The following is a 13,094-nucleotide window of genomic DNA, read 5'->3' on the forward strand; positions in this document are numbered from 1 at the left end:
CCTACTCGTTTACTCGGATATAAATACATCATGACATGAGATGCATGAATTCAAATGTTTTTTCAATGTAATAAAGAAACTTTCGGAAAACTCGGCGCTACCTACACCTGTTTGCGTGGTTCTTTATGCAGAAAGGATCGGATAACCACCGGATTTCCGCAGTTCTTCATAAACATCCAGAGGCTGACTTGCAGAAACCGCATAAGTTTACAGGAGTTAAGTACCATTTATACCATTAAGGAGGGCATTCATATGGCTAAAGTAGTTAATAACGTAACTGAACTCATCGGAGGTACTCCGCTTGTTCGTTTGAACAATATCGTACCTGAAGGTAGTGCTGAAGTATTGGTGAAGCTGGAATACCAGAACCCAGGATCAAGTGTTAAAGATCGGATCGCAGTTAGCATTGTTGAAGAAGCGGAAAAAGAAGGCAAGCTGAAACCGGGTGGTACGATCATTGAGGCAACAAGCGGTAACACGGGGATCGGCCTCGCGATGGTTGCTGCTGCTAAAGGCTACAAGTCTGTTATTGTAATGCCTGAGACGATGAGCTTGGAGCGTCGTAACCTGCTTCGTGCTTATGGTGCTGAGCTTGTACTTACACCTGGAGCAGAAGGAATGAATGGTGCAGTCAAAAAAGCCGAAGAGTTGTTGAAAGAAAACCCGTCCTACTTCATGGCGGAGCAGTTCAAAAACAAAGCAAATGTGAAGATTCACCGCGAAACGACTGGTCCTGAAATCGTTGAAGCGATCCAGTCTGTAGGCGGCACGCTTGATGCATTTGTTGCGGGCATCGGTACTGGCGGAACAATCACAGGTACAGGTGAAGTGTTGAAAGAAGCGTTCCCTGGAATCAAAATTGTGGCTGTAGAGCCGGCAGCATCACCAATTCTGGCTGGTGGCAAACCGGGTCCTCACAAAATTCAGGGAATTGGAGCAAACTTTATTCCTGAAATTTTGGATCAAGAAGTATATGACGAGATCATTCACATCGAGAATGATGATGCATTTGAAACGGCTCGTGCTGTTGCAAAAGAAGAGGGTATTCTGTCCGGTATTTCATCCGGTGCAGCGATTCGCGCAGGACTTCAAGTAGCCAAACAACTGGGTGCAGGTAAACGCGTTGTCGTTATCGTGCCAAGTAATGGCGAACGTTATCTGAGCACACCGCTTTACAATTTCGAGGCGTAATTCAGACATAGGACCTATCTTTTACCGGATAAGCTTAATGTTTCTGAACAGTTTATATCAATCCTTCCTGCCCTGACGGGTAGGGAGGATTTTTTGCGTAATGCTTTTAAAAGCAACGGCGCTTTAGTATACTATCAAACAATAAGAACTATATAAGTTGAACACTCGGTTGCACAACTTATATAGTGACACAGGAAAGGGCGGCGGGCCGCAGTGACACATCTGATGACAACATACGCCGACTGGGAAGCATGGGCTGGACAAGGCTGGACAATGTTACCATATATAACGAAGTCGGATGAGGGACCGTATCATGGTGGTTTACCGCTAACGTGGGAGGCAGCGTGGCAGCAAGCATCTCCTAACGCAATTGTGCTGGAGAATGGTAAAGGCGGAAGGTATACTTTCCTCGGCTTAAATCCGGTATCCATCGTTTCCGGCAAAGGACAGGAAGCCACAATTCATGACGTGTTCCAAGGAACAAGTCGAACAGATCAGGGCAATCCGCTGGATGTGCTAAAACGGTGGACATCACCTTACCGAGCACCCAAGGTTGACGGAGCACCAGATTTTGCAGGCGGTTGCGCCGGATACCTCAGCTATGATGTAGCCAGATCACTGGAGAAACTGCCAACGATTGCTGAGGATAATCCCACACTTCCAGATTACTGGTGGATGCGCTTTGAGGAAATATGGGCATACGACCATGAGCAGCAGGCTCTTTTCTGTATGGTGCATCTGGAAGTGAGTGCTGAACAGCAGGAACAGGCCAATCTACAGAGTCTCTATGCTGCGGCTGGGAAACGTGCGGTAGCCATGCAGCAACGCTGGCTTCATATCATGGGTTTCGCTCAGGCAGAGGAGCAACAGCAAGCGTTAGAGCTCCGTCACAGGCGGGTTCATCTTGCCCTACGCACAGAAGAATCCGAACGGGAAACAGAGGGATGGAGGACGTCCTTCCCACAAAAGGATTTTGAACAAGCTGTTCTTCAGGTACAGGAGTATATCAGGCAAGGCGATGTATTTCAGGTTAATCTGTCCCTGCGACATGAAAAGCAGCTCCAATCCAGTAGCGAGCATATCTATGAATGGCTGCGTATCGTGAACCCGTCACCCTATATGGGAATGCTTCGCAGTCCCGAATTCCAACTGGTCAGTGGATCGCCAGAATTGCTCGTCAAAGTGGAGAACGGCAAAGTGAGTGCGCGGCCCATCGCAGGAACACGAAGAAGAGGACGAGATGAAGCAGAGGATCAGGCGATGGCAGATGAGTTGCTTGGCAGTGAGAAGGAGCGAGCCGAGCATATTATGCTGGTTGATCTGGAGCGCAATGATATCGGGCGAATTGCTGCGTATGGATCGGTTCATGTTCCTGAATTAATGACAATCGAGAAATATTCGCATGTTATGCACCTGGTTTCACAGGTGGAAGGCAAGCTGGCGGAAGGATTAACTGTGTTTGATGTCATTGCCGCAACGTTTCCTGGCGGAACGATAACGGGTGCTCCGAAAGTACGCACGATGGAGATTATCGAAGAGCTTGAGCCAGTACGACGGGGGCCATATACAGGGTCAATCGGATGGATAGACTACAGTGGCAATATGGAGCTGAATATCGTTATACGCACTCTTGCGATTAAGGATGGGACGGGGTATGTGCAGGCTGGTGCAGGTATTGTCATTGATTCCGATCCATATCGCGAGTACAAGGAGTGTTCCAACAAGGCTAGAGCAATGATGCGAGCTGTGAACTACAGTGAACGAGTGGAGGCTGACACAGCGCAGGCATCAGCAGGAGAACCCCAACGCGAGCAGAAACACACGAACAGAACAGAATGAAGCAATGAAATGGAATAAGTTAAAATAAACAAGGCATCCGCCGTAATCTGCGGTGGAATATGAGGAGGAGCAGACCTATGATTCTGGTTATCGACAATTACGATTCCTTTACCTACAACCTGGTCCAATATCTGGGTGAATTGGGGGAGACGGTGGAAGTTCGCCGCAATGACGAGATTGATCTGGCAGGTATTGAAGCACTGGCACCGGATCATATTCTGATCTCTCCAGGTCCATGTACACCGAATGAAGCGGGGATCAGCTTGGCAGTTATCGAACATTTCAAAGGAAGCATACCCATCTTTGGCGTCTGTCTTGGACATCAGGCGATCGGGCAGGCGTTTGGAGGCAATGTCATTCGAGCGGATCGGATGATGCACGGCAAAACATCGGAGATGCATCACCAGGGTACATCGGTATTTACGGGGCTGCCTTCTCCGTTTACGGCAACTCGGTATCATTCATTGATCGTGGAACGTAGTAGTCTGCCGGATTGTCTGGAGATTACAGCGGAAACAGCTGAAGGAGAGATTATGGGTCTGCGTCACAAAACGTATGCGATTGAAGGGGTACAGTTCCACCCGGAATCCATCATTACAGATCATGGTCATCAGATGCTTCGCAATTTCCTAGCACAGCAAAAAGCGAACGTATAATATGCAATATGCCGCGATTAACGGGGAACTGGTTCAACTGGCGTCCGCTGTGGTTCCTGTAACGGATCACGGCTTTTTGTACGGACTTGGTATGTTCGAGACCTTTCGAACATACCAAGGAGTACCCTACCTTCTGGAAAGGCATCTGGAGCGCATGGCTTCAGGCTGTGAAGAGTTGGGCATTCCTTTTACAGTGACAGCAGAGGAAGTCAAAGACTGGATATCCCGTCTGATGCAGGGAAACGAACTTAAGGATGCGTACGTGCGTTATACAGTATCTGCTGGTGAAGCGCCGCTTGGACTACCTTCGGGGAATTATACAGACCCCACACATATCGTACTGGCAAAATCATTACCTGACCCTTTTCCTACTCTGTATGAAAGGGGCAAAATGCTACAACGTCTATCTACACCTCGTAATACACCGGAAAGCCAAATCAGATTCAAGTCGCTTCATTACATGAACAGTATCTTGGCGAAACGTGAATTAAACAGTTATGGCGGGCAAGACCAGCGATTACTGAGCGCAGAAGGATTACAACTTACGCGCGACGATTATGTTGCGGAGGGCATTGTCAGCAATATATTTTGGGTGCGAGAGAAAGTTCTCTACACCCCTTCGTTGTCAACAGGCATTCTTCCAGGGATCACTAGAGCGGTAGTGATGGAGATTGCTGCAGATCAAGGCATCGCTTGCGTAGAGGTGCAGGCACTATGGGAAGATCTACAGCAAGCAGATGAAATTTTTCTGACGGGTTCCGTAGCCGAGCTCGTGCCGGTGACGACGTTGCGGGATCTGAGCGGCACTGAAACAGATATCAGCAATGGACGGATTGGTCCGGTAACGGCAGTACTGCTGCGTATGTACCGGGAGAAAGCGGGGTATACTTCATGACACTTACACCGGTCATCTATGAACGGAAATATGAATGGGGACCAGCTTCAATTACACTGGGCTCCCGAACGCAGATTATGGGCATTTTGAATGTCACGCCAGATTCGTTCTCAGATGGTGGGCGCTACAATAATGTGGAGCGGGCAGTAGCCCATGCGAAACAAATGATGGAGGACGGTGCGGATCTGATTGATATCGGTGGAGAATCCACCCGTCCAGGATCAGAGGTGGTTGGCGCAGATGAAGAACTTCATCGAATTATTCCGGTGATCGAAGCCTTGCGTGCAGAGGCGCCGCATATTCCGATCTCCGTGGATACATACAAGGCGGACGTTGCGCGCCAAGCCATTCTGGCAGGAGCCCATATCATCAACGATGTATGGGGGGCCAAGGCCGACCCGGATATGGCGCGGACTGCTGCTGAGCTGGGTTGCCCGATTATTCTGATGCATAACCAGCAGACAAGAGACTACACCGATTACCTGCTTGATGTTGTGCGTGATGTGCAGGACAGCGTGCGACTTGCACTTGCAGCGGGCGTAGAGGAGAGTCAGATTATACTGGACCCAGGGATTGGTTTTGTGAAGGACCTCTCGGAGAACCTGGAGTTGATGTCTTCTCTCGGTCTGTTAAACGAGTTGGGGTATCCCGTGCTGCTTGCTACATCCCGCAAAAGATTCATCCAGCACACGCTGGATGTAGGTGCTGACGATGCGCTGGAAGGTACGGCAGCAACGGTTGCATTTGGCATTGCCCAAGGCTGCCAGTTGGTACGGGTTCATGATGTGAAGCCAATCCGGCGGACGGCGGACATGTGTGATGCGATGTTATATCGTTCTCCGGGCTTACGGAGAAGATCGTAATAGAGGGCCTTCACGGCCCCTCATGTTGAAGCGAAGCGTTTTGATATAGAAAGTATTTGAATAGAAGGCAGGGGAACTTGATGGACAGAATGGTATTGCACCGCATGGAGTATTACGGGTATCACGGTGTGTTTGCAGAAGAACGAAAGCTAGGTCAGCGGTATTACATTGATCTGGAGATCGATATGGATCTGGGTGAGGCTGGGCGTAACGATGATCTGACCAAAACGATTAATTACGCAGAGATTCATGAGCTGGTGAAGCAGATCGTCGAAAATAAATCATTCCAGTTAATTGAAGCGTTGGGTGAACATATTGCATCTTCTTTACTAGACACTTATACTATTATCAATGCATTGACAGTCAAGGTGACGAAGCCGCACCCGCCATTTGATATTCATTTTGGAGGCGTAACGGTAGAGCTTCGCCGCTCAAGAAAGTGAGAACCGATCATGATTGCACATTCGACCTCTGAATCCTCAGAGGCTTATATTGCTTTAGGGGCTAATTTGGGTAATCGGGAGCAGACGCTGCTTGAAGCGTTAACGCTTCTGAATGAACATCCTCATATATCTGTGCTGCGCTGCTCTGCACTATATGAGACAGAGCCGGTAGGATATGTGGATCAGCCTGCGTTTTTGAATATGGCTGCTATGGTCAGTACAAATCTGACGCCGGAGCTTTTGCTCGCCGAATTGCTCAGTGTAGAGAATCAACTTGGACGGGTTAGGGATATTCGCTGGGGCCCGCGTACGGTGGATCTGGATCTGCTCTGGATGCATGGAGAGACGCGAGATACCGAACTGCTTCAACTGCCGCATCCCCGTATGGGAGAGCGGGCTTTTGTACTGGTGCCGCTGTCGGACATCGTACCGCAGAACGAGGCATCAGGTCTGCATACCTTTGTACACGCATCGTTGTCTGTACTGGATGGAAAGGATGGAATACAGCGTTGGAAAACATGCAATTGGCCAACCGAATCCGGGCGTTCCGGAAGCTGAAAGGGTTAACCCAGCATGAGCTTGCGGCCGAGACAGGTATATCTTTGGCTATTCTGGGGACGATTGAACGTGGAAATCGGAAAGTTACACCACAGGAACTAAGTAAGATAGCGGGTGTGCTCGCGATTAGTATCGAGGAATTACAAGGGAAATAATGAACGGCGGATAACGAAGAACGGATAAAGAGGTGAAACAGCAAGCATGCTTAAGATTGGTAATATTGAAATGAAGAATCAGGTTGTTCTTGCACCTATGGCTGGTGTGTGTAATCCTGCTTTTCGCCTGATCGCCAAAGAGTTTGGTACGGGCCTTGTCTGCGCTGAGATGGTGAGTGGTAAAGCCATTGTGCATGGCAACCAGCGGACACGCGAGATGTTATTTGTGGATGAACGTGAGAAACCGCTCAGTCTGCAGATTTGGGGAGGCGACCGGGAATCACTTGTCGAGGCAGCTAGAATCGTAGATAAGGAAACCAATGCAGATATCATTGATATTAACATGGGGTGTCCTGTTCCGAAGGTAACGAAGTGTGATGCAGGTGCACGCTGGTTGCTGGACCCGAACAAGATCTATGAGATGGTATCGGCTGTTGTAGAAGCTGTTGAGAAACCAGTCACCGTTAAAATGCGGATCGGTTGGGACAACGAACACATCTATGTGGTAGAGAACGCTCTTGCGGTGGAACGAGCTGGCGGAAGTGCTGTCAGCGTGCATGGACGGACAAGAGAACAACTCTACACAGGTACAGCGGATTGGTCACATATCAAAAATGTCAAAGAAGCAGTCTCTATTCCTGTCATCGGTAATGGCGACGTATCTTCACCGGAAGATGCACGCCGTATGCTCGATGAGACCGGCTGTGACGGAGTAATGATTGGGCGCGCTGCTTTGGGTAATCCATGGATGTTATATCGCACAATTCAGTACCTGAGTTCAGGCCAGCTTCCCCCTGACCCGAATGCGGAGGAGAAAATCCGCGTAGCTGTTTTGCATATGGATCGACTAATTGCACTCAAAAATGAGACAGTCGCTGTACGCGAAATGCGTAAACATCTGGCTTGGTACTTGAAGGGATTAAAAGGATCGGCCCGGATTAAGGATGTTATTATGGAAGGAACCAAGCGAGACGAAATGGTGGGCATTCTGGAGAACTTTGTGGAGCAGTTGAAAATGGAAGGAAATCTGGAGTCTGAACCGGTAATTGCGGGTAATGCCTCTTAATTAAGAGGTGTGTTGTAAAACGTTTACAGCCGCAGGGGATGTAACATTGACTTTTCGAGATCGTTCACCTATAATTTCTCAGTATAAATTCGCCATGTGCGTTTACTAAGTATAGTGCATCAGGAGGAATATTCTATTTCTCTGGAGAACTTCATATAGTTTTGAAGATGTATGCGGGCGGAGTTCTGTCATCAGCACTGATTCCGTTGCCGTACAATCAAATTATTCCCATGACAGGAGAATCGGTTGAGATGAGCGACAAGGAAGTTATCCTTACACCAGAAGGACTCAAGAAGCTGGAAGAAGAACTGGAAACACTGAAGTCAGTGAAGCGCCGCGAAGTGGCTGAACGGATCAAAGTAGCTATCGGCTATGGTGATATCAGCGAGAACTCCGAATACGAAGATGCGAAAAATGAGCAAGCTTTTATTGAAGGACGTATCATCACACTCGAGAAGCTGTTGCGTAACGCACGAATTATCAACAGCGACGAAATCGATACCGATTCCGTAAGTGTGGGTGCAACCGTAACTGTAGAGGATTTGGAATTCGGCGATATCACAGAATATACGATTGTAGGTACAGCGGAATCCAATCCGCTTCAGAACAAGATTTCCAATGAAAGTCCTGTAGGTAAAGCTATTTTGGGCAAGAAAAAAGGCACAGTGGTTGATGTAAGTGTGCCTGCTGGCGTAATTCAATATAAAATTGTAGATATTAAAAAGCTGTAGTAACGAAGCAGTCAGGCGTAGTAGACAAAAGCTTCCTTAGGGAAGCTTTTTTCAACATTACGGACAAGCCTCACGCACAGGCTGCAATGTAAATAAGGAGATGAATACAGATCATGACGGATGAAGTCTTGAATCAGGAAACCGAACTTAGCGAGCTGTTACAGATTCGCCGCGACAAATTGGACGAGCTCCGCAACTTGGGAATCGACCCTTTTGGCCAAAAATACGTACGTACCGAAGAAGCCGGCTCCATTCTGAAGAAGTATGAAGAACTGACCAAGGAAGAGCTGGAAGAGAAGCACATCGAAGTCAGTATTGCCGGACGGATTATGGCGAAGCGGGGCATGGGTAAAGCAAGCTTTGCACATATTCAGGACCTGAGCGGCCGAATCCAGATCTATGTTCGTCAGGATAGCGTACCTGAGGACAAGTTTGCGGCATTCAGCCTGCTTGATCTCGGGGATATCGTTGGGGTAACTGGCGTTGTCTTCAAAACCAAAACGGGTGAGACTTCCGTTAAAGTAAAAGACCTGGAAGTGTTGTCGAAATCTCTTTATCCACTCCCGGATAAATACCATGGTTTGACTGACGTTGAACTGCGTTATCGCCAGCGTTATGTAGACCTGATCATGAACCCTGATGTGCAGCAGACCTTCATTATGCGTTCCAAAATCATTCAATCCATGCGTCGTTACCTCGACTCCCATGGTTATCTGGAAGTGGAGACACCGACATTGCATACAATCGCAGGTGGTGCGGCGGCTCGTCCGTTTATTACTCATCACAATGCGCTTGATATGGAACTGTACATGCGGATCGCGATTGAACTTCACTTGAAACGTCTGATTGTCGGCGGTCTGGAAAAAGTATATGAGATTGGCCGCGTATACCGGAACGAAGGTATGTCTACACGTCACAATCCGGAATTTACGATGATTGAGTTGTATGAGGCTTATGCGGATTACAAGGATATCATGGCTTTAACTGAAAACCTGGTTGCTCACATCGCACAGGAAGTATTGGGTAAACAAGTTATCCAATATGGAGATCATGAAGTGAATCTTAAGCCGCAATGGCGCCGTGTGACCATGGTGGATGCGGTTAAGGAAGTTGTCGGTGTAGACTTCTCCGTTCATATGACGGATGAGGAAGCGCACAGCTTGGCGAAACAGCATAACGTAAAAGTTGAACCACATATGACATTTGGTCACATCCTGAACGCCTTCTTCGAAGAGTTTGTTGAAGAAACGTTGATTCAGCCAACGTTCATTATGGGACATCCGCTTGAAATCTCGCCACTGGCGAAGAAAAGCGATGCAGATCCACGTTTCACGGATCGCTTCGAGTTGTTTATCGTTGGACGTGAGCATGCCAATGCCTTCACCGAGCTGAATGATCCAATTGATCAGCGTCAGCGTTTTGAAGCTCAGATGTTGGAGAAAGAGCACGGTAATGATGAGGCTCATGAGATGGATGACGATTTCATCCGTGCACTTGAATATGGTATGCCACCAACAGGTGGTCTGGGAATCGGTATCGATCGTCTGATCATGTTGTTGACCAATTCACCGTCCATCCGTGACGTACTGCTCTTCCCGCATATGCGTCCACGTACACAAGAGTAAATAAGGAACGTATCTTTCGTTCATAATAGAAGAGGAACCTGCCACTTGCTTCAAGCTGGGGCAAGTTCCTCTTTGGGTTTACATAGGCAACTCATTCAGACGTGCTACGGGTCACAAGTTGCTCCTATTTTTATTTTGGTTAAAAGAGGTGCCCTTCATGAAGTTCAGGCTTCAGATCGCCAGGTTCATATCTCCTCCGTTAATATTGGTTGGAGGTTTCTTGCTAATTATCTCTATTGGGACCGTTTTGTTGATGTTGCCGTTTTCTAATCAGAGTGGCACACATCTAGCCTTTATTGATGCTTTATTCACAGCTACATCAGCGGCATGTGTGACTGGGCTAGTTGTGGTGGATGTAGGAATAACTTTCAATTTGTTTGGTCAGATTGTCATCATGATCCTAATGCAACTTGGCGGGCTCGGTTTCATGACCATGGCCACATTGTTTGCACTTGTGCTGGGCAAACGCATATCTCTTAAAGACAGGTTGCTACTGAAAGAGGCTATTAATGCGGACAGTATGGAGGGAATTGTACGGATTATCCGCAAGGTTCTGATCTTTTCATTCACTATTGAAGGGGTAGCTGCGGTCATTCTGGCTTTACGCTGGGCAACGGAGATGCCTTTTATGCAGGCCGTATACTACGGCATATTTCATTCCGTTTCCTTGTTTAACAATGGTGGGTTTGATCTGTTTGGCAACAGTTTTCAATATTATACCGGAGACTGGATTTTTAACATTACTGCTTCGATTCTCGTGATATCTGGTGGACTTGGTTTTGTTGTGTTGAATGACCTGTTTGAATATCGCAAACGCCGCCGGTTATCTTTGCAATCGAAATTGGTGCTGTCCGTGTCAGGTGCGTTGATCGGTATAGGTGCAATGGTGTTGTTTATTTTCGAATTCACCAACAGTCACACGCTTGGTTCACTAACTTGGAGCGAGAAGATCTACGCATCGTTCTTTCAGTCTGTCTCAACGCGTTCTTCCGGGACAAGTACGATTGACATTACGCAGATGCGACAAGCGACTCAGTTTTTCTTTATTTTGCTCATGTTTATTGGCGCTTCTCCAGGTTCGACAGGTGGAGGGATTAAAACAACCACGTTTCTGATCATGATTGGTGCTGTATATGCCATGATTCGGGGCAACAAGGACATTGTTTTTTTTCGTCAACGTGTACCTAAAGATCTGCTTATGAGAGCCCTGACGATCATTATGGTTTCCCTCAGTATCTTCATGATTGTAGTGATGCTGTTACTTACAACCGAAGATGCACCATTCCTTTCCCTCATGTTTGAGGCTGCATCTGCTATTGGTACGGTGGGGCTGTCGGTGGGCGTAACCCATGAGATGACCAATTGGGGCAAAATCATTATTACCTTCACCATGTTTGTTGGTCGGATTGGGCCGCTAACGATTGCGTATGCACTTCGTCCCCGTAAAGAGAAGAAATTGTATCGCCATCCAGAAGGCCGGATCATTATTGGATAAAACAAAAAACGCAGACATTCGATATCTACCCCTATGAGTAAAAATGGAGTGGCATTGAATGTACTGCGTTTTTTATGTTGCGCTCTAAGGACATAGAGAGGCCAGATGTAAGGTGAGAGCGTTGTCCATAAGTTGGCCGTTTATCTGATCGGGTCTAAGCACGGCATGGATAGCCAAGCCGTCAATGAGAGCATATAGTCTCTCGATCTCAAGTTCCTGATTTAGATCTGGTCTGAAGATGCCGAGCTTCACCAGCGAAGTAATAACGATCTCGACAGCTCGTCTAATATCATTATATACAGTGTCAGCCAGTTTCTTAAGTGCAGGATCCGTTTTGGATTTGGCAGTAAAAGCGTACCACACCTCCATTTCAGCCATTTTCTCATCCGTATTGGGTATGAATTCAAGCAGTAACTGTTTCATATGTTCCATCGGAGGCCCGTCGAAAGACATACTTTGAATCCGGGCAGTCACCCGTTCCGAAACCAAATTCATTGCATATAACAGAAGCTCCGATTGAGTGGAAAAATAGTGGCGCATGGATCCGACCGAGATTCCAGCTTCCTCAGCGATATTTCGAACAGAAGCTTGTTCCATACCATTTTTCCGGATAATACGCCAAGCGGCCTCGGCTACGAGCAAGCGCTGTTTGTCATGATCAACGATTTTAGGCATGTCATGATTATAACACCATTGATTATTATGGTACAAAAGTGTTAAATTAATTATAATACAGTCGTATTATATAAAAGGGGTGTAATTATGGTTGCTTATTTCATTATTGCCTGTGAGATTGCATTTTGGATATTTGTCGCGGCAGGGCTAAGTGTTCGGTATATGCTGGGTAAGAAGCGATTGGGATTGGCTTTGCTTGCCGCCACACCAATTGTTGATGTTTTGTTGCTCGTAGCTACTGTAGTAGATCTTCAACGCGGAGCAACAGCAAGTATGGTTCATGGTATAGCGGCTATCTATATTGGAGTAAGCATTGCTTTTGGACATCAAATGATCGCTTGGGCTGATGGTTACTTTCAATACTGGTTTAGAGGGGGAGAGAATCCTAGGCGGAATAAGTTATATGGAAGAGAACATGCAAGGAACGAGCGTATAGGGTGGGTCAGACATCTTTTGGCTTGGAGTATTGGAAGTGCGCTTTTGTATATTATGATATGGTGGATTGGTGATCCAGCTCGAACAGAGGTGTTTTCAGGTCTAATCCGAGTATGGGCAATAGTGCTGGGGATTGATCTCGTGATAAGTATTAGTTATAGCTTTTGGCCGAGGAAAGCTCCTGCTAAAAATATAGGTTAACGGTTCAGATTGTCTTATGAAATGATCAAGTTCTTGATAAAAGTGAAAAAAAGCTTGCAATCAAAAATCATACATGGTATATTCTAATTCCGGCCAAGAAAACACAGTTTACACGGTGCGGTAAGCCAATAAAAATAAGCTTCGAAAGAAACTTGAAAAAAGAGCTTGCAAAGTTGGTTCGGAAATGATATGATATAAAAGTTACTGAAGCGAATGAGTGACAGTGACTGAATATGTTTGATCTTTGAAAACTGAACAACGAGTGA

The 13,094-nt window shown here is 47.0% G+C and carries 14 protein-coding genes; 13 read left to right on the forward strand and 1 reads right to left on the reverse strand.

Features of this window, described 5'->3' with window-relative positions; translation table 11 throughout:
• The first annotated feature begins 252 nt into the window (after positions 1-252).
• The 12 genes from cysK to H7T88_RS13340 all read left to right on the forward strand — a co-directional run bounded on the left by cysK (position 253) and on the right by H7T88_RS13340 (position 11,517).
• A complete protein-coding gene (cysK, locus tag H7T88_RS13285) occupies positions 253-1,191 on the forward strand; it encodes a cysteine synthase A (protein ID WP_090924634.1) in 939 nt (312 codons plus the stop codon).
• 225 nt (positions 1,192-1,416) lie between these two features.
• Positions 1,417-3,030, forward strand: a complete 1,614-nt coding sequence (locus tag H7T88_RS13290; RefSeq protein ID WP_154960454.1) for an anthranilate synthase component I family protein — start codon at positions 1,417-1,419, stop codon at positions 3,028-3,030.
• 77 nt (positions 3,031-3,107) lie between these two features.
• On the forward strand, positions 3,108-3,686 hold the full coding sequence (gene pabA, locus H7T88_RS13295) for an aminodeoxychorismate/anthranilate synthase component II (RefSeq protein WP_090924635.1): 579 nt from the start codon (positions 3,108-3,110) through the stop codon (positions 3,684-3,686).
• A gap of 1 nt (position 3,687) precedes the next feature.
• Positions 3,688-4,581, forward strand: a complete 894-nt coding sequence (locus H7T88_RS13300) for an aminotransferase class IV (protein WP_221788858.1) — start codon at positions 3,688-3,690, stop codon at positions 4,579-4,581.
• Positions 4,578-5,444: a dihydropteroate synthase gene (gene folP, locus H7T88_RS13305; RefSeq protein WP_221788859.1), complete on the forward strand. Its 867-nt coding sequence runs from the start codon at positions 4,578-4,580 to the stop codon at positions 5,442-5,444. The genes H7T88_RS13300 and folP overlap by 4 nt, the downstream gene beginning before the upstream one ends.
• Positions 5,445-5,524: 80 nt before the next feature.
• Positions 5,525-5,887, forward strand: coding sequence for a dihydroneopterin aldolase (gene folB / locus H7T88_RS13310; RefSeq protein WP_090924638.1), 363 nt, complete (start codon positions 5,525-5,527; stop codon positions 5,885-5,887).
• Between the two features lie 9 nt (positions 5,888-5,896).
• Positions 5,897-6,445, forward strand: a complete 549-nt coding sequence (folK, locus tag H7T88_RS13315; RefSeq protein ID WP_154892081.1) for a 2-amino-4-hydroxy-6-hydroxymethyldihydropteridine diphosphokinase — start codon at positions 5,897-5,899, stop codon at positions 6,443-6,445.
• Entirely contained in the window at positions 6,406-6,600 is a 195-nt protein-coding gene (locus H7T88_RS13320; RefSeq protein ID WP_154892101.1) for a helix-turn-helix domain-containing protein, read from the forward strand. Before folK ends, H7T88_RS13320 begins: the two co-directional genes overlap by 40 nt.
• A 46-nt stretch (positions 6,601-6,646) precedes the next feature.
• Entirely contained in the window at positions 6,647-7,666 is a 1,020-nt protein-coding gene (gene dusB, locus H7T88_RS13325) for a tRNA dihydrouridine synthase DusB (protein WP_090924641.1), read from the forward strand.
• A gap of 251 nt (positions 7,667-7,917) precedes the next feature.
• Positions 7,918-8,397, forward strand: coding sequence for a transcription elongation factor GreA (gene greA / locus H7T88_RS13330; protein ID WP_090924651.1), 480 nt, complete (start codon positions 7,918-7,920; stop codon positions 8,395-8,397).
• A 113-nt stretch (positions 8,398-8,510) separates the two neighbouring features.
• A complete protein-coding gene (gene lysS, locus H7T88_RS13335) occupies positions 8,511-10,022 on the forward strand; it encodes a lysine--tRNA ligase (protein ID WP_090924642.1) in 1,512 nt (503 codons plus the stop codon).
• A gap of 157 nt (positions 10,023-10,179) precedes the next feature.
• Entirely contained in the window at positions 10,180-11,517 is a 1,338-nt protein-coding gene (locus H7T88_RS13340; RefSeq protein WP_221788860.1) for a TrkH family potassium uptake protein, read from the forward strand.
• 84 nt (positions 11,518-11,601) lie between these two features.
• Here the strand turns inward: H7T88_RS13340 and H7T88_RS13345 are convergent, their stop codons facing one another.
• Positions 11,602-12,192 carry a TetR/AcrR family transcriptional regulator gene (locus H7T88_RS13345; protein WP_221788861.1) on the reverse strand — a complete coding sequence of 197 codons (591 nt, stop codon included), beginning with the start codon at positions 12,190-12,192 and terminating at the stop codon, positions 11,602-11,604.
• A gap of 87 nt (positions 12,193-12,279) precedes the next feature.
• Here H7T88_RS13345 and H7T88_RS13350 point away from each other — a divergent pair, with 87 nt between their 5' ends.
• Positions 12,280-12,828: a hypothetical protein gene (locus tag H7T88_RS13350; RefSeq protein ID WP_221788862.1), complete on the forward strand. Its 549-nt coding sequence runs from the start codon at positions 12,280-12,282 to the stop codon at positions 12,826-12,828.
• Positions 12,829-13,094: the final 266 nt, after the last annotated feature.

It is taken from the genome of Paenibacillus cucumis (ex Kampfer et al. 2016) (assembly GCF_019748695.1).
Taxonomy (GTDB): domain Bacteria; phylum Bacillota; class Bacilli; order Paenibacillales; family Paenibacillaceae; genus Paenibacillus; species Paenibacillus polysaccharolyticus.

What these genes read in the sequence shown, in the direction of transcription:
- cysK (WP_090924634.1), top strand. Translation starts at nt 253, where the DNA reads ATGGCTAAAGTAGTTAATAACGTAACTGAACTCATCGGAGGTACTCCG.
- H7T88_RS13290 (WP_154960454.1), top strand. Translation starts at nt 1,417, where the DNA reads ATGACAACATACGCCGACTGGGAAGCATGGGCTGGACAAGGCTGGACA.
- pabA (WP_090924635.1), top strand. Translation starts at nt 3,108, where the DNA reads ATGATTCTGGTTATCGACAATTACGATTCCTTTACCTACAACCTGGTC.
- H7T88_RS13300 (WP_221788858.1), top strand. Translation starts at nt 3,688, where the DNA reads ATGCAATATGCCGCGATTAACGGGGAACTGGTTCAACTGGCGTCCGCT.
- folP (WP_221788859.1), top strand. Translation starts at nt 4,578, where the DNA reads ATGACACTTACACCGGTCATCTATGAACGGAAATATGAATGGGGACCA.
- folB (WP_090924638.1), top strand. Translation starts at nt 5,525, where the DNA reads ATGGACAGAATGGTATTGCACCGCATGGAGTATTACGGGTATCACGGT.
- folK (WP_154892081.1), top strand. Translation starts at nt 5,897, where the DNA reads ATGATTGCACATTCGACCTCTGAATCCTCAGAGGCTTATATTGCTTTA.
- H7T88_RS13320 (WP_154892101.1), top strand. Translation starts at nt 6,406, where the DNA reads ATGCAATTGGCCAACCGAATCCGGGCGTTCCGGAAGCTGAAAGGGTTA.
- dusB (WP_090924641.1), top strand. Translation starts at nt 6,647, where the DNA reads ATGCTTAAGATTGGTAATATTGAAATGAAGAATCAGGTTGTTCTTGCA.
- greA (WP_090924651.1), top strand. Translation starts at nt 7,918, where the DNA reads ATGAGCGACAAGGAAGTTATCCTTACACCAGAAGGACTCAAGAAGCTG.
- lysS (WP_090924642.1), top strand. Translation starts at nt 8,511, where the DNA reads ATGACGGATGAAGTCTTGAATCAGGAAACCGAACTTAGCGAGCTGTTA.
- H7T88_RS13340 (WP_221788860.1), top strand. Translation starts at nt 10,180, where the DNA reads ATGAAGTTCAGGCTTCAGATCGCCAGGTTCATATCTCCTCCGTTAATA.
- H7T88_RS13345 (WP_221788861.1), bottom strand. Translation starts at nt 12,192, where the DNA reads ATGCCTAAAATCGTTGATCATGACAAACAGCGCTTGCTCGTAGCCGAG.
- H7T88_RS13350 (WP_221788862.1), top strand. Translation starts at nt 12,280, where the DNA reads ATGGTTGCTTATTTCATTATTGCCTGTGAGATTGCATTTTGGATATTT.